The organism is Kribbella sp. NPDC051137 (genome assembly GCF_040682535.1).
GTDB classification, from domain to species: Bacteria; Actinomycetota; Actinomycetes; order Propionibacteriales; family Kribbellaceae; genus Kribbella; species Kribbella karoonensis.
This window is the reverse complement of record NZ_JBFBBI010000002.1, coordinates 772,433-788,183: the sequence shown is the minus strand read 5'-3', so window position 1 is coordinate 788,183 and position 15,751 is coordinate 772,433. Positions and strand designations below refer to the sequence as shown.

At 67.1% G+C, this 15,751-nt stretch carries 11 protein-coding genes; 7 read left to right on the top strand and 4 right to left on the bottom strand.

Features of this window, described 5'->3' with window-relative positions:
- Positions 1-235: 235 nt before the first annotated feature.
- Positions 236-4,264 (bottom strand): glycoside hydrolase family 2 TIM barrel-domain containing protein, encoded by a 4,029-nt coding sequence (locus AB0M51_RS11175; protein WP_363749036.1) that lies wholly within the window; start codon positions 4,262-4,264, stop codon positions 236-238.
- Positions 4,265-4,442: 178 nt separating this feature from the next.
- On the opposite strand from AB0M51_RS11175, the gene AB0M51_RS11170 reads away from it, so the two are divergent.
- Together AB0M51_RS11170 and AB0M51_RS11165 are read left to right on the top strand one after the other, a co-directional pair.
- Positions 4,443-5,465 carry a LacI family DNA-binding transcriptional regulator gene (locus tag AB0M51_RS11170; RefSeq protein ID WP_363749034.1) on the top strand — a complete coding sequence of 341 codons (1,023 nt, stop codon included), beginning with the start codon at positions 4,443-4,445 and terminating at the stop codon, positions 5,463-5,465.
- 1,000 nt (positions 5,466-6,465) lie between these two features.
- On the top strand, positions 6,466-6,669 hold the full coding sequence (locus AB0M51_RS11165) for a hypothetical protein (protein WP_363749032.1): 204 nt from the start codon (positions 6,466-6,468) through the stop codon (positions 6,667-6,669).
- A 120-nt stretch (positions 6,670-6,789) separates the two neighbouring features.
- On the opposite strand, the gene AB0M51_RS11160 is transcribed toward AB0M51_RS11165, so the two are convergent.
- The gene (locus AB0M51_RS11160; protein WP_363749030.1) at positions 6,790-7,749 is read right to left on the bottom strand and encodes a zinc-binding dehydrogenase; all 960 of its coding nucleotides are present in this window, start codon (positions 7,747-7,749) and stop codon (positions 6,790-6,792) included.
- Positions 7,746-9,218, bottom strand: coding sequence for an FAD-dependent monooxygenase (locus tag AB0M51_RS11155; RefSeq protein ID WP_363749028.1), 1,473 nt, complete (start codon positions 9,216-9,218; stop codon positions 7,746-7,748). The genes AB0M51_RS11160 and AB0M51_RS11155 overlap by 4 nt, the downstream gene beginning before the upstream one ends.
- Before the next feature lie 158 nt (positions 9,219-9,376).
- On the opposite strand from AB0M51_RS11155, the gene AB0M51_RS11150 reads away from it, so the two are divergent.
- Positions 9,377-9,847: a carboxymuconolactone decarboxylase family protein gene (locus AB0M51_RS11150; protein ID WP_363749026.1), complete on the top strand. Its 471-nt coding sequence runs from the start codon at positions 9,377-9,379 to the stop codon at positions 9,845-9,847.
- A gap of 3 nt (positions 9,848-9,850) precedes the next feature.
- Positions 9,851-10,258, top strand: a complete 408-nt coding sequence (locus AB0M51_RS11145; protein WP_363749024.1) for a hypothetical protein — start codon at positions 9,851-9,853, stop codon at positions 10,256-10,258.
- 3 nt (positions 10,259-10,261) lie between these two features.
- Here the strand turns inward: AB0M51_RS11145 and AB0M51_RS11140 are convergent, their stop codons facing one another.
- The gene (locus AB0M51_RS11140) at positions 10,262-13,033 is read right to left on the bottom strand and encodes an AAA family ATPase (protein WP_363749022.1); all 2,772 of its coding nucleotides are present in this window, start codon (positions 13,031-13,033) and stop codon (positions 10,262-10,264) included.
- A 259-nt stretch (positions 13,034-13,292) separates the two neighbouring features.
- On the opposite strand from AB0M51_RS11140, the gene AB0M51_RS11135 reads away from it, so the two are divergent.
- The 3 genes from AB0M51_RS11135 to AB0M51_RS11125 are packed head-to-tail and all read left to right on the top strand — an operon-like array spanning position 13,293 to position 15,749.
- Positions 13,293-14,255, top strand: coding sequence for an NADP-dependent oxidoreductase (locus tag AB0M51_RS11135; protein WP_363749020.1), 963 nt, complete (start codon positions 13,293-13,295; stop codon positions 14,253-14,255).
- Positions 14,252-14,932 (top strand): alpha/beta hydrolase family protein, encoded by a 681-nt coding sequence (locus AB0M51_RS11130; RefSeq protein WP_363749018.1) that lies wholly within the window; start codon positions 14,252-14,254, stop codon positions 14,930-14,932. The genes AB0M51_RS11135 and AB0M51_RS11130 overlap by 4 nt, the downstream gene beginning before the upstream one ends.
- Positions 14,933-14,981: 49 nt before the next feature.
- The gene (locus tag AB0M51_RS11125; RefSeq protein WP_363749016.1) at positions 14,982-15,749 is read left to right on the top strand and encodes an NAD(P)H-binding protein; all 768 of its coding nucleotides are present in this window, start codon (positions 14,982-14,984) and stop codon (positions 15,747-15,749) included.
- The last annotated feature ends 2 nt before the right edge of the window (positions 15,750-15,751 follow it).

The following is a 15,751-nucleotide window of genomic DNA, read 5'->3' as shown; positions in this document are numbered from 1 at the left end:
GCCGCCGCGCAGGACTCTGCTGGGGACGCAACCAGACGGTGGTGCGAGCCCAATGCGGCGTCAGATCACCAGCCGGGAGGTCGTTCCAGTCTTGGACAGCGGCTGCATGATCTGCGCGGTGTGGCACCGTTCTGAGGCTCCGTGATGTTCGCATCCGAGCACACGCCCGGCAAGCAGCGCGACCACGGGCGACCTGATCACGACACCGCCAACGTTCTGCTGGCCGTGGATTCCATCAGCTCGCCTCGCTCCGGCCCTCGAAGCGGCCGATGATCTGCGTACCGGCATTGCCGCGCAGACCGGTGGCGTAGTGCCAGCCGTCGAGTGCGCCTGGTTGGGTGAAGTCGATCCGGCCCTGGGTGGTGGTCGTCATGATCTGAGACCAGCCCCAGCCGTAGCCGTGGTCGACCCAGACGCTGATGGCGTTGCCGTCCAGGATGAACGCCCAGCGGTCGCCGGATTGGAGCGGCGCGCTCGAACAACAGGAGGTGGTGAGCTTGCCGTCGATCTTGATGTCGACGCCGTGCTGGCCCTTGATACCGGTCCACGCCAAGACGTAGTTGTCGGCGTCCTTGACGAGTCCGTTGAAGTGCGCGTCCTGTCCCTTCCCGGTCCCGGCCCACTGGTCGTGGTCGACGATGACGACCGCGCGGGCGCTCTTCGGTCCGGACTTGTGAGCGACCAGGCCGTAGTACGCACCGGGCGCGTAGGCCCGCAGACTCCCGCCGCCGAAGGTCAGCTGCGGCAGAGCTTCGTTCGTCGACGCCTTGTAGACCGTGTAGTCGGCGCTCGAGTCAGCATCGAAGGTGTCATCGACGCCGACCTCGGAGTACGCGTCCGGGTCGAAACTCACGGTCGACCTGCCAGCTACCTGGATCGCGCGCTCGCCCCAGCCGGCCGTGGCGGTGAAGGCAACGGTTTGCCCGGTCCGCACGGGTGAGCCGGAACGGACGGCGAAAGCTATGTGTTTCGCCTGCCCCGGTTCGAGCCTGCGGATGAGACTTGGCTCAGTGCCGACCGACGTCCAGCCGTCGGGACCGATCAGCCTGACGCGGACGTTGTCCGCCGCCCGGCCGCTGTCGTTGACAACCGAGACGATGACGGTGCCGGTTCCGGTCGCCGGAGCTATCACTGCGGGAGCCTGGTACACCGACAACCTGGTGTCGACGGCCCGAACCGAAGGCCGCTCGTCAGGCACCTTGACGGTGCCGCTGACCAGGGCCGGCGGTGTGCCGTGGCGGCCGGAGCGGGCACCGAAGATCGACAGCCCGCCGCCGTCGGACGCGAACCGGAGCGTGGCGGTGTCCGCATCGCCGAGCTGATCGGCTGTGACCGGAACAGCGATGCGATAGCCGTACCGGTTTCCATAGTCGCCGCCGATGGAGCCACGCGAGCGGCCGGCGACGGCGCGCGGGCCGTTCGGGTCATCGGGCAGTACGACCGCCGGCAACGTTTTGCCGTTCACCGAGACCGTGAGATCGGTCGGATACCGACGGGCGGTTGTCACGTTGTTCGCGTCGTACCACCCAGGCGCCTGGGCGGACGCGACCTCGGCGACAAGCGTGGCACCGTCGCGTACGTCGTTCGGTACGTCGACCTTGTACTCGAAGTACCCGCGACCGTATCCGGTGACCCAATCGGATCCGCCTGTTGTCCGCGCCTGAGCACCACCCGTCCACTCCTGCGAGACCACGTTGCCAGGCGAGAAGCCGGCCTCACCGACCGGGCCCGGGGTGTCGAACGTCAAGTAGTTCTCGGCAGTGGTCTTTCCCTGCGCCTCGATCCAGATCCACACGTAGCCGACGCGCAACTTCGCGGGTGCCGCGACCGATACTGTGCCGGCGTCGCTGACGCCGTACCGGCTTGGGCTCACGGGTCGGGACCCTTGCCCGGCGTCGGCGATCCAGCGGCCTTGGTCGTCGTACCCGCCGATCTTCCAGCGCAGCACGGCCCGAGAGAGGTCGAGGTCGCTGAAGTGGCTGATCTTGACCGGGACGTCGATCGTGTCGCCGCGGTTGACGGTGCGTCCCGTCGTACCCATCAAGGAGACTGCGTCGTCGCCCTGGAAGAGATCGATGCCGCGCGCCGCTCCGAGATGGTCGACGAACTCCGGCTGGTTCGGCTGGCGGTCGAAGGTAAAGGGGCTGTTGACCTCCTGCTCGGTCTCGGCCAGCTGTACGCCGACGTACCCGTCGAGCTTGGGATAGGCCCGGAACAGGCTTGCCGTGTGGGGGAACTGACCGGACTTGATGGCGAACTCGGAGTTCAGCCATGGCTGTCCGCTCTGCACTCCGTCATTGAAGTTCCAGGCAGATCCGGGCGCGACCTGCGCGTCGAAGCCGTCGAGCAGCTTCTTCCACTCGTCGTACGTCGACAGGTAGTAGTGGAAGTCGTTGAGATCAGTGTCGAGATGGCCGTTCTGGCAACAAGCGGAGTTGTCGACGACCAGTCTCGACGGGTCAAGGTCGTGGGCCAGCGTGACCATACGTCGTACGTACGGGAAGGCAGCGGCTGGGATCGGCTGCTGCCACGGCTGATCGTTGATACCCCAGGACTCGTTGAAAGTCGTCCAGATGACGATCGACGGGTGGTTGTGGTCGCGCTGGAAGGTGGTCCGCAGCAGACCCTCGTAGAGTTCCTCGGCCCGGTCACCCAAGGAGTTCCAGCCGGCGTTGGGCAGGTCCTGCCAGATCATCAGACCGAGCTTGTCGGCCAAGTGGTAGTAGGCCGGCTCGTTGATCTTGACGTGGGTGCGGACGACGTTGAAGCCGAGCTGCTTGGCGTTCTTCAGATCGAGGAGCATGGATCCGCGGCCCGGCTGCGCCTCGGACCCGGTGTGCAGGTCCGGGCCGGCGGTGACACCGGTGTAGGTGTACACACCCCATGGGTTGTAGGCCTGGTCGAGTACGCCGCGGACATAGATCGGCCGATTGTTCAGGTAGATGTACTGGTACTCGTCGGTGTGTCCGGGCGCCCATTTGCGTTCGACCTTGCGCATCCCGAACGTCGTCCGGAGGCCGTCGGCGTGCCCCACCTGGAAGTCGGCGGTGTACAGCGCAGGATCGGCCGGCTCCCACAACCTCGGACGCGTGATCGCTATCCGCGCCGTGCCCTGCCCGTTCGTGAGCGGTACGACGGCCGTGCCGGCAGGTCGTCCGTCCGGATCCCTGATCGTGACGGTCGCCGACGTAGCTCCGATCGCCGTCACGTCGACTTTCGCGGCTGCCGTCGACGGCGTGCGCCCTGTCCCCTCGAACGAAAGCTCAGGGGTCACTTGGGTCTGGGTGAGCCGCGCATCGGCGTACGGCTCGATCCACACGGACTGCCAGATGCCGCCGATATCCGTGAACCAGCCGGTGTTCTCGCCGTCGGGAACGCCGGTCTGCTTGCCCATCGGGTACGGCGAGTCCGCGGTCGTCGGCGGCGCGACCACCCGGATCGTCAGCGTGTGCGTCGATCCCGGGACCAGTGCGCCGAGATCTGCGGTGATCTCGGTGTACCCGTCACCGGAGTACGGGAGGACAGGCTTGCCGTCGAGCCACGCCGCCGCACCCCAATCGGCCGCTCCGATGCGAAGCCGTGTCCGCTGATGACCGAAGTTCCTCGGGACGGTGAAGGTACGCCGGTACCAAACCGTGCCGCGGTAGCTGGAGAACGCGCTGCGGAAGACCTCCTTGGTCGCCAGATCCTCCTCACCCCAGGCGGCCAGTGACTGGTAGCCGAACGGCACCCGGATCGCTTTGCCGAACGAGTGGGCCGGATCGAACCACTGCTCGTTCTCGCCGTCGTTGCCGGGGTCGAAATCGAACGACCATGTCCCGTTCAGCGTCATCCACTTGTTGCCCGTGAACGGACGCCGATCCGCGTCCGGGCGTGGGTACTCTGCCCGCGCCGGCGCGGTGTCGCGTTGCAGCTTCAGAGTGACCGACGACGCAACGGTCGCCGAGGCGAAGGCGTACCCCTCCTTGGCTGCGATCACCAGAGCGCTGCTCTCAGGTACGCCGCTCAGGACGAACGTGCCGTCCTTGGCGGAGTTGGCGAACACGCTGGTTCGGGAGGCATGAATGCTGGCGTTCGCGATCGGTGCGCCGCTGTGCGCATCCACGACCCGGCCGCGAACGTCCGCCGCGGCACCGGCGGCTGCCGGCGACGCGTTGGGGTGCGGATCGGCCGCGAGGGCGGGAGCCGATGGGGACAGCAAAGCCACGACGGCGATCAAGGCGACGGGGAGCTTCCGGCGCGATGTGCTGGCTGGGGTCGACATGCCCCGGACAGTAGCGATGCCGGCCGGAGTGCGCAATAGCTCATTTTGACGTTGTAATCTGCCGCGAAGTGACAAACCCCGCCTAGATTGGTGGTATTTGCAAGGGTTCCAGATCACCATGTACAACGTTACACAGGCTGTCGATGAGATGGTTGCGCGATGCTGCGAGAATGCGTGCATGCTGAGTCCGGGACCGCCGCGCCCCACCGTCGGCATCCGTGACGTGGCCGCGCTGGCACGGGTGTCACCGACGACGGTGTCGAACGTGCTGTCCGGGAACCGCCCGGTGAGCTCGGCCACCCGGGAGCGCGTCGAGTGGGCGATCGAGCAGCTCGGGTACCGGCCCAACCTCTCCGCGCGCAATCTCCGGCTCCGCCAGGGCGGACTCATCGCGGTCGCTGTGCCCGAGATCGACGTGCCGTATTTTGCCGAGCTGATCAGCCACGTCGTCCAGGACGCCCGAGAACGCGGCTACACCGTCCTCGTCGATCAGACGAACGGTCGCCTCGAGGCGGAACGCTTCGTCCTGAGCGGTATGAACCCAGGCATGGTGGACGGCATCATCTTCAGCCCCCTGGGCATCCAGCGTGCCGAGTACGAGACCCGTCGCGACACGACGCCCCTGGTGCTGCTCGGCGAGCGGATCACCGGGGCCGGCCTCGATCACGTTGCCATCGACAATGTCGCGGCGGTCGCTGACGCGATCGGCTATCTCGTCCAGCAGGGGCACCGCCGGATCGCTGCGATCGGCCACCAGGACCCACGCGGCGGCGGTACGGCGCCGCAACGGACCGAGGGCTACCGGCAGGCGCTGGACAGAGCGCGGATTCCGTACGACGCCGCACTCGTCGTTCACACCAAGAAGTACCACCGGCGCGACGGCGCGGTCGCGACGGCTGAGCTCCTCGACCGGGGAGTCGACGTCGACGCGATCTTCGCTTACAACGACCTGCTCGCCCTCGGTGCCATCCACACCCTCCACGAACGCGGCCTCCGGGTGCCCGAGGATGTCGCCGTCATCGGCATGGACGACATCGACGACGGCCGCTACAGCACGCCGACCCTTAGCACCATCGCTCCCGACAAGCCCACCATCGCGCGCACCGCTCTCGACCTTCTCCTCGACCGGATGGCCGGCGAATCCCAGGCACCCCGCCAGATCGTCATTCCCCACACCCTCGTAGTCAGAAACAGCAGCTAACCAGGACTCGTCCTGCGGCGTCACGCAGAGAACCGCTGTCCTCGCACAGCCGCAGCCGTTCGTTCGTTCCTGGACGGCATGTGCGTGCGTTCGAGGCGCTCGGCGGGGTGCCAACCGGGATAATCCGCTATGACAATCTCAGGCCCGCGGTGGTCCGGGTAGCGTTGGGGCCGGGAACGGTTCGAGCACCCCAGGTTCGTCGCGGTGCGCCCCCCCTACGGCTACGCCTCGTTTACTGCATTCCTGGCAAGGACAGCGCGCATGAGAAGGGCGGGGTCGAAGGCGAGATCGGCCGGTTCCGCCGCCGGCACCGAGCCCGGGTCTCGCAGGCCGACTCGCCGGCGGCGTAACGAGGCGCTCGCGGCAGCCGACACCGCGGACGACGCACGCCGGATCGATGCCCGCGCGGAGACCGTGGGCGCGGCCGCGGCCCGCGAGGTGCCGTTGCTGCGGCCGTTGCCGGCCGAGATCTTCGACGTGTCGGCTCGCTGTCGCGCCGGGCCTACGCCAAGGCCCGTGTCTGTGTCCGCCAGTCACACCACTCAGCGCCTCCAGATACGCCGGCCCCCGGCTCGAGGTCCGCCTCAGCGCCCCAGGTCGATGCGTCGACCTAAGCTTCGTCGTGTCCGGCACGCACCACTTACGCACCACTTGCCGATTCTCGGTCTCTCGCTGACGCACGCGAACTCCAGCGAGACGACTACCGCGGTCTTCACCTGACCGTAACTGTGCGTCACATCACATCAGTTCGCATCGCTGCCGACTTCGCCGGTTCGAGACCGTGCCCAGCGTTGAGCCCCCAACCACTTCACCGGTTGGAGGGGTGACATGGCACGACCACCACTACCCATCGGGACCTGGGGCGAGATCGCCACCTGGGTCGCGCAGACCGACGACAACGGCAAGCCGGTCAAGCACAAGTCACAGGCCAGGTTCCGCGACCACGACATGAATCGCCCCGGGTCTGCTGGAGGCTCTCAATCCATGGAGGATGAGAGTCATGGCAGCACCGAGGAAGTACCCCGACGAGTTGCTTGAGTGTGCGACCAGCATGGCGGTCGAGGCTAGGAAGGACCCGGCCACGCGCTCTGGTGCGATCCCGCGGATCGCTGACCAGTTGGGGATGCACCGGGACACCCTGCGGGGCTGGGTCCGGCAGGCTGAGATCGATGAGGGCGCTCGGCCGGGCACCACGACGGCGTAGGCGGAGCGGATCGCGCAGCTCAAGCGGGCGGTCCGTGAGCTGCGGTGGGCCGACGAGATCCTGAAGAGCATACGATCGGGGGCGTTGCGTGATCATACCGACCGCGGGATCACGTGCCGGTCAGGGCAGCAGGAGTACTGATCCGAGGGTGCGCCGCTGGCTGATCGTGCGGTGGGCGTCGGGCGCGCTCACGAGTGGGAGGGTGAGGTCGATGGTGGCCTCGAGCCGTCCCGCGCCGAGGTGATCCAGCAGGTCCCTGATATCGGTGTTCGCGGGCCGCGACGGTACGTTCAAGGAGTACCCCGTGACGGATTGGTTCTGGAGCATCAAGGACACGGCGTCCACCGCGACCGGAGTACCGCCGGCGGCGCCGAAGGTCACCAACCGGCCGAAGGGGGCCAGGCAGTGGAAGCTCCGCCGGGCGATGCCGCCGCCTACCGAGTCCAGGACGAGATCCACGCCCCGCCCGCCAGTTGCCTTCAGCACCTGTTCCGGCCAGTCGCCGACGGTGTAGTCGATCGCAATCGCGCCGAGCGCGCGAACAAAGTCGAGCTTGAGGGGACTGCTCGCAGTGCCGATCACAGTCTCTGCCCCAAGCAAGCGCGCGAGCTGGACGGCGAGGCTGCCCACGCCCCCCGCGGCCGCGTGCACGAGGACCGACTCGCCGGGCCGCAGTCTACCGGCGCGCCGCAATGTCTGGTACGCCGTGACTCCTTTGACCGGCAGCACAGCGGCGGAGCGGAGGTCAACGCCGTCCGGCAGCGGCACGACTGCCGCTGCGGGCGCGACGGCGTACTCCGCATAGCCGCTCTCGACCCACGCCAGCACCCGGGAGCCGACCGACAGGCCGGCGATCTCGGGCCCCAGTTCGGCGACCGTTCCAGCTATCTCGAGCCCGAGTCCGGCCGGCAGCTGCACCTCCTGACCGAAGGCGCCGCTGCGCTTCATGATGTCGCCGTACGTGACCGCGACGGCTTCGACCTTGAGCAGGACCTCCCCCGCGCCAGGTCGTGGGACGTCGACGTCGTCCAGACTCAGCACGTCCGGATCACCGAAGCCATGCATTCGGATGGCCTTCATCTACTCTCCTTCGTCCGGCAGTTCGCATCGAGATACATCCACAGTTGTCGTAGGTCGGCACCGACGAGCGCGAGGTGGTTGTCGGGACGCACCAGGGTCAGGCCGGTCTCGAGGCCATCGCTCAACCGGGTCTGGTTCATCACCCGCTCGACGTGGACCAGGTCCGAACGTCCCTCGAGCACCTCGGTCAGCCCGGCCGGTTCCGGCCCGGGTACGACCAGCGTGTGCCTGGACGGGTCCAGCATCCGGATGTCCGGGAACCGGTCGCCGACGGCGATCTTTCGGGCCCCGTCGGAACCCGACGAATCGCGGTAGGAGACGTCCAGTTGGGTCAGCGCTCGCGCCAGCGTGCGTTGCATGGCCGGACGCGATGTGATCCGAGGTGCCAGGTTCCGACGCAACGCCGTCGCGAGCGGACTGTGCAGCAACGTCACTCGCGTCGCCCGCCGCGTTCCTCTGACCAGTCGCTGCGCTACCGGCGACCGCTCGACGGCATAACTGTCGAGCAGTTCGGGATGGGCCCGGTCGTGGACGACCGCCGCGATCTTCCAGCCCAGGTTGAAGGCATCTTGGATCCCCGTGTTCATCCCCTGTCCGCCGACGACGGAATGGATGTGCGCGGCGTCACCGGCCAGGAATACCCGCCCCACGGAGTGTCGCGCGACCTTGCGTTGCTGGATCCGAAACCGCCGAGCCTCCTTGACCTCGCCCACCTTCGCACCGGCTGGTGCGCAGACGTCGACGGCCGCCTGCAGCTCGTCGAGCGTCACTTCACCTTCGGGTGCCTTTCCGGCCGGATAGGCGATGGTGATTCGGTGCAGTCCCCCCGGCATCGGGAAGTACGCAACGAACTGGCCCCGGTCCAGGTAGGAATGGAAGACGTCGTGGGGCAGCTGCCAGTCCATCCGCAGATCCGCCACGGCGAAGTTCTCCTCGAACGCCTCACCGACGAACCCCACGCCGAGCTGCTTGCGTACTGTGCTGTGCGCACCGTCGCAGCCGACGACCCATCGAGCGCTGACCTGCTCCGTGTTCCCGTTGCTGTGGGCAAGCGTGACGGCGACGTCTTGAGGCGTCTGTTCCAACCGTGCCAGTTCGACACCGTGCTGCACCTCGACGCCGAGTTCCTCGAGACGCCCGCGGAGCAGGGCCTCCACCTGCGGTTGAGGCAGCATGAGCAGGTACGGATGAGGCGTCTCCAGGTCGCGCAGGCTCAAGCTCAAGAACTGCTTGCCCTCGCTGAACAGCCGGAACTCCGTGACCGGCACTCCCTGGGCGACGGCGTCCGATGCAAGCCCCAGTCGCTCGAACAACTCCAGCGTCCGGGGCTGGACCCCGAGCGCCCTGGTGTCGGAGATCGGCGCCGGCGATGCGTCGATCAGCCGGACTGCCACACCGCGCCGGGCCAACTCGACGGCCATCGTGAGACCCGTCGGACCGGCGCCCACAACCACCACATCCGAGATCATTTCGTTGCCTCCGTCACCGTATCGATGCCGTGCCGAGGTACCCGAGACTAGGTACGTCGGCACGGCGAGGAATCGGTCAAACGACCGGGATACACATCGGGCAGGTCCGGTCGATGGACAGATGCCGCCGGAGAAGGAGGACGCCTACGGTCCCTACCATGACAGAGAGAATCCAGGTCATTCCGGAGTCGCCTGAGGCCTATGAACTGCTGCTGGCCCTGAACAGCTCCGCAGACGGGTCTGCCGAAAAGGCGGGTGTGGAGAATCAGCTGGTCGAGCTGGTGAAGATCAGGACGTCGATGCTGAACGGCTGCGTGTTCTGCGTCGACATGCACACCCGAACGGCGCGTCATCTCGGCGAGACCGACCGGCGGATCGATCTCCTTGCGGTCTGGCGAGAGGCGGATGTCTACACGACGCGCGAGCGCGCTGCCCTGGCCCTGGCGGAGGCACTGACGAGACTGTCCGAAACGCAGGAAGTCCCGGACGATGTCTATGATCAGGCGCTGGTCGCGATGACACCCGAGCAGTACTGCGCCGTTGTCTGGATCGTGACGGTCTACAACGCCTTCAACCGGCTGAGCGTGTGCAGCCGGACGCCGCTGCCGCCGGCGCCGATGGAGGTGTGAGCGGTGGCGGCCTTTGACGCACCGTCGGGCGAAGGGCGCGGGACACAAGCGGTCGTCACCTGGATCACCTTGCTCGGCGGGGTCTTCTTCGTGGTGTTCGGCACCTGGGCATTGCTCTGGCCACACAACTTCTACGAAGCGGTCGCCGAGTTTCCGCCGTTCAATCTGCATCTCTTCCATGACGCTGGAGCGTTCCAGCTCGGCATCGGCGCTTCGCTGCTGGGCGCGGTTCTGTGGCCCGACGCCGTCTTCGTCGCGCTCCTCGGCGGATCGGTGGCCGCGATCATCCACGCGGCCTCGCATGTCATCGACCGGGACCTCGGCGGCGACGCGAGTGGGCCTTGGTCGCTCGGCGCGCTGGCGGTGGTGCTCTTGACGGCCACGGTCCTGCGACTTCGGGTCCGTCGCTGACCCTCAGGAACGATCGTCGCCAAGGACGCTCACCTGCGCGAGTTCGATCCGAGAGCGGATGCCGAGTTTCCGGAAGATGTTCTGCAGGTGGTACCCGACCGTCCTCGGGCTCAGGAACAACTGCGCACCGATCTCCCGGTTGCTCGCCCCGTTCCTGGCCAGTCGTGCCACCTGCAGTTCCTGCGGAGTCAACTCAGTGCGCGGACGCTCACCACCACTCCTGCGAATGCTGCCGGCTGCTCTGAGTTCGCTCTCGGCCCGGCGGGTCCAAGGTTCGGCGCCCAGTTGCTCGAAGGTGTTCATGGCCGCGCGCAGCGGGCGGCGCGCCTCGACACGTCGACGTTGTCTCCGTAGCCACTCGCCGTACAGCAGTTGGGTCCGCGCTCGATCGAAGGGCCGCGACTGGCCGGTGCCGTCCGCTTCGTCGTGCAGGGAGAGTGCTTCGACGTAGAGCCGGTCGGCCTCGTCAAGATCCTCAGCCACCAGTGCACGGCACCGGGCGTCGAGCGCTCTCGCGCGCACGAGCCCGCTCGATGCCGCCCAGGTGCTCAGCTGATCCAGGTTCTGCTTGACCTCGTCGGTGCGCCCGAGCCTTGCCGCAGCCTCGATCAGGTCGGGGGTACGCATGATCGTCACCAACGGATGCTCCGCAGAACCGCTAACGAAGGGCCGTGCTTCGTCCAACGTCTCGGCGGGCCGGCCCTGGCCCAAGGCCAGCAAACTCAACGCCCACCGGCCGAATGCCACTGTCGGAGCGATCCCCCGAGCCTCGGCATGTCCCAACGCCAAGGCGGCGAGCTCATGAGAGGACTCGGTCCGGCCGGCCACCGCATCGAGCCAGGCAAGGAGGGCGTGGAAGTGACAGCTGCGGTTGGTCAGGCCCAGAGCATTCGCCAGCTCCAGTCCTTCCGTCGCGTTCGCTCTCCCGAACTGGTGTCGCCCGATCAGTACGTCGAGAGTGGCAAGCACCTGCAGCGCCAGCACCAAGAGATCCAGCCGGCCGCTGGTGCGGCAGCTCTCAACAGCAGCTTCGGCCGCGTCGATCGCGGCCGCGTCGTCAGCGACTGCCAGCGACACCACGGCGCGAAGTACGAGGTCCAACGGCACCACTTGCTCGCCGGACAGGTCCTCGGCGCGACCGTCCGTCGATCCGCGGAGCGAGCCAGCCCCGGAGAGCATCTCCAGTTGATCGGTGAGCTTCAGCACCGTGCGAACCAGCGACAGACGTGGGCTGTGGGGTGGGAGTACGACGGTGGACAGCGCCCGCGACACCTGTGAAGCCCTTTCCAGGCTATTGCTGAACCAGGCGTTCTTCGCGGCATCGACCAGCATGTCGGCCGCCAACTCCGGGTCCTCTGCCCCGACCTGTTCCCAGTTCGTCATCAGCAATCGGTGCACGGTCGCCTGCTCGCCGCTGTCGAAGGCGACGAGTGCCCGCAGACGCCGAATTCGGGCCCTGGTCACAACATCTTCGGCTGCTTGCTCGGCCTCGTCCGCCAGTGCCTCCGCCCGCGCGGGGTGACCGGCTCTGTTGGCCGCTTCGGCTGCTGCGACCAGTCGCCGAGCCCGGCTCTCGATCGAGGAGGTCAATCGCGCCGACTTCTCCAGCGCCAGAGCCGCGGACGAAGGGGCGCCCCGCTGAAGGGCCCGAAGACCGCTGCGCTCCAGCTCATCAGCGGCGGACTCGTCGGGGCCGACGGCGGAGGCGGCCAATTGCCACGCTCGACGGTCCGGCTCGAGTTCTGGATCGAGTGCCTCAGCAAGGGCTCGATGGGCCGTGAGCCGCGCACCCAACGACGCCGACCGGTACACTGCCGCCCGTACCAAAGGATGCCGGAAGATCACCCGAGGGCCGCTGATCGTGTCCTCCGTCCGCACCAGTCCGGTTTCTACGGCTCTGTCCAGCGCTTCGATGCCGACCCCGACCGTCCTCGCGGCGCGCAGAGCGGCGGCAAGGTCACCGGCGTCGTCCGCCGCGAGCATGAGGAGAAGCTGCTGCGTCGGCTCCTCGATCCGTGCGAGCTGCTTCGCGTAGTGCCGCTGGATGCACTCAGGCAGTGGCAACGGACCGACCAAAGGATCGATACCGGACTGCTGCCGCTCCGAGAGCGCTCCAGGAAGTTCAGCCAGCGCGAGGGGGTTGCCTCCGGTCTCCCGGACCACCCTTTCGGCGACCTGTTGTCGCAGCTCGGGGTGTCGCTCCGCCAGCAGTTCATGTGCAGACTGCGCGTCAAGCCCGTGTACCCGGATCTCCACCGCCCCAGGCAGCGATACCAGATCGGACGCACGTGTTGCCGCGAGCAACATCACGGACTCGTCGCGGATTCGATTGGCTACCAGCGACAAGACGTCGGCAGATGGCCGGTCGAGCCATTGGATGTCATCGACAAGGCACACCACCGGCTGCTCGCTCGCAGACTCGGAGAGCAGGCTCAGCGCGGCGAGCGCGACCTGCAGACGTTCTGTCGGCCGCAACGGCATCAGGCCGAACGCACCGCGAAGGGCAGCCGACTGTGCGCTGGGCAGATCGCTGACGCGGCACAGCAACGGACGGAGCAACTGGTGGAGGGCGGCAAACGGCAACTCCGCCTCACTCTGCAGACCGCTGGTGCGGAGCACTGTAAGACCGTGTGCGCCCTCGGTAGCGACGTCGAGCAGCGCAGACTTGCCCACCCCCGGGTCTCCGGACAGGATCATCGAACCGCCGTGTCCCGCCCGTGTCTGCATGATCAGGCTCGCGATCGCAGCCTGCTCCGCTTGTCTGCCGTACAGCATGAGCTGAACGCTACGCCAGGCCGCGGCCGTCTGATGCGACCAATGGACTAGGTGGGGTCTGAGGAGCTGACACCCGGACTCCCTTCACCGGCGCGGGAAGTCCCCGAGCCTAGCTACGCGCTGGGGTCGCGGCATCTGTCATCCGACCTGGCTTGCCGATTCTTCCCGGGCGTGTCTCGGTCCAGGTCATCTGACGGATCCGACCCCCGTATTCGGCTCCCTAGGCTGCAACCCGACCCAGCGGAAAGAGCAACAGATCATGAAGATGCGAGCATTCCAGCAACGCCAGTGGGGCGACGACCCGGACAACTGCGGTCTGATCGAGATGGATCGGCCCGTGCCTGCCCCGACCGAGCTCCTCGTGAAGGTCCGGGCCGCCGGCGTGAACCCGGTCGACCACTACACCCGCCTCGGCGTGGCCTACAACCGGGTCCTGTCGCTTCCCTTTGTCAACGGCTGGGACGTGGCAGGCGTCGTGGAGGAGATCGGGTACGGCGTCACGATGTTCCGGCCCGGCGACCGGGTCTTCGGTATGCCCTGGTTCCCCCGACAGGCCGGCGCGTACGCCGAATACGTCACGGCGCCGTCGCGACATTTCGCCCTAATGCCCGCGAACCTCAGCTTCGCGGAGGCGGCCGCGCTGCCGCTGGCCGGGCTCACGGCCTGGCAGATGCTCGTTGATGTCGGCCAGGTCCGGGCCGCTCAGCGCGTCCTCGTGACCGCGGCGGCAGGCGGCGTCGGTCATCTCGCGGTGCAGATCGCCAAGGCCCACGGCGCCCACGTGATCGGCACTGCCCGCGCTACCAAGCACCGGTTCCTCTACGACCTGGGCGTGGACGAGGCGATCGACTACAGGACGAGTGACGTGTCAGAAGTGGTCAAGGACGTCGACGTTGTGATCCAGATGTTCGGCGGCGAAGAGGCGTTGCGAACGATGACGTGCCTGCGGCCGGGCGGCGTGATGGTCAACAGCCAGGGCGCCTGGACTCCCGGCATGGATCGGCAGGCGTCCGAACTCGGGGTCCGCGCCACGGCGTTCCTGGTCGAACCGGACTCCGCCGGACTCGAGAACCTGACCGAATTGATCCAAGCGGGTGAGCTGCGCGTTCACGTCGACCGCGAACTCCCACTGGCCGCCGCGCTCGAGGCGCACGACCTGATGGCTACCGCGAGAACCAGCGGAAAGATCGTGCTCACCACCGACCACGAGGAGAAACAATGAGCAGCTTTGTCCTGGTCCACGGGGCCTGGTACGGCGGCTGGTGCTGGACACGGGTCGCACAGCGGCTGCGCGATACCGGGCATGACGTCTTCACCCCGACGTTGTCTGGCCTCGGCGAGCAACCGGAGCCCGGTGCCGAGGCGATCGATCTGCGGACCCACGCAGAGGACGTCCTGAAGGTTCTCGTCGAGTACGACCTCGAGGACGTCGTCCTCGTCGGTCACAGCTACGGCGGTCTGGTGGTCCGAGAAGCCGCGGACAGTCTCCCTGACTATGTACAGGAGCTCGTCCTGATCGACGCCTGGGCCGGTATCGACGGTCAGTCGCTGGATTCTCTGGCACCCGCCTTCTTCAAGGCATGGATCGATTCGGCGACGTCCGGCGGTCTGATCGCCGTTCCACCAGCGAGCTCGGTCGGCGTCGTCGACCCGCAGCAGGCAGCGTGGCTCGAGGACCGGCTCAGGCCGCAGCCCAGACTGACCTTTTCTCAACGGACCAGCCTGAGCGGAGCCGTCGAGGACATCCCCTGCCGCGCCATCTTGTGCACTCCACACGGCCCGATGCCGTTCGCCGAATTCGCGCAGGCCTTCGGATGGCCGACGACGGAGATCGCGTCCGGCCACGACGTGATGACCCTGGCGCCGGACCAACTCGCCGAACTGTTGCTCAACCCGTGACTTCAGTTCCTCGGCGCCGTACGGCGCCGATTCGGAAAGGACGGTACTGATGCGAGTCCTGGTGACCGGTGCGACCGGAATGCTCGGCAGGGCGGTCGTTTCGGACCTGCTGGCCAACCGGCACGCCGTCGTGGCGATGAGCCGGCGCTCCCGTCGACGGCCGGGGGTGGAATCAGCACTCGCGGATCTCACCGACGGCAGCGGACTGGATGATGCCGTTCGAGGTACGCACGCCATCGTTCATCTTGCATCGGCCCCGTACCAGCGCGGTTATACCGACGAGGTCGAAGTCGCCGGCACTCGGAGGCTGCTGGCAGCCGCGGCGACCGCCGGCGTGAAGCATGTCGTCTACACCTCGATCGTCGGCGCCGATCTCGTCCCGTGGGGATATTTCGGCACCAAGATGCAGGCCGAGGCGATCATCAGGGAATCGCCGGTGCCGTGGTCGATCCTCCGCTCCACCCAGTTCCACGACTTCGTCGACCAAGCGCTTACCACGATGTCCCGGCTGCCGTTCGCGGTCAGCGATCGGGGAGTCGTTGGGCAGCCGATCGACGTGCGGGACGTCGCGAAACGCCTCACCCGGCAGCTTGTCGAAGGCCCCAGCCTCGACGTCGAACAATGTGGCGGACCCGAGGTGCTTACCTTCGATCAGGTGATCCGGCAGTGGCAGGACCTCCGCGACGTACGGAAGCCGATCCTGCACGTACGGATCCCCGGAAAGCTGGGCAAAGGCTTCCGCAACGGCGGCGCCACCACCAGCGATCGGACCGGTCGGATCACCTGGAAGCAGTACCTCACCGAGAAGGACCTGTGACC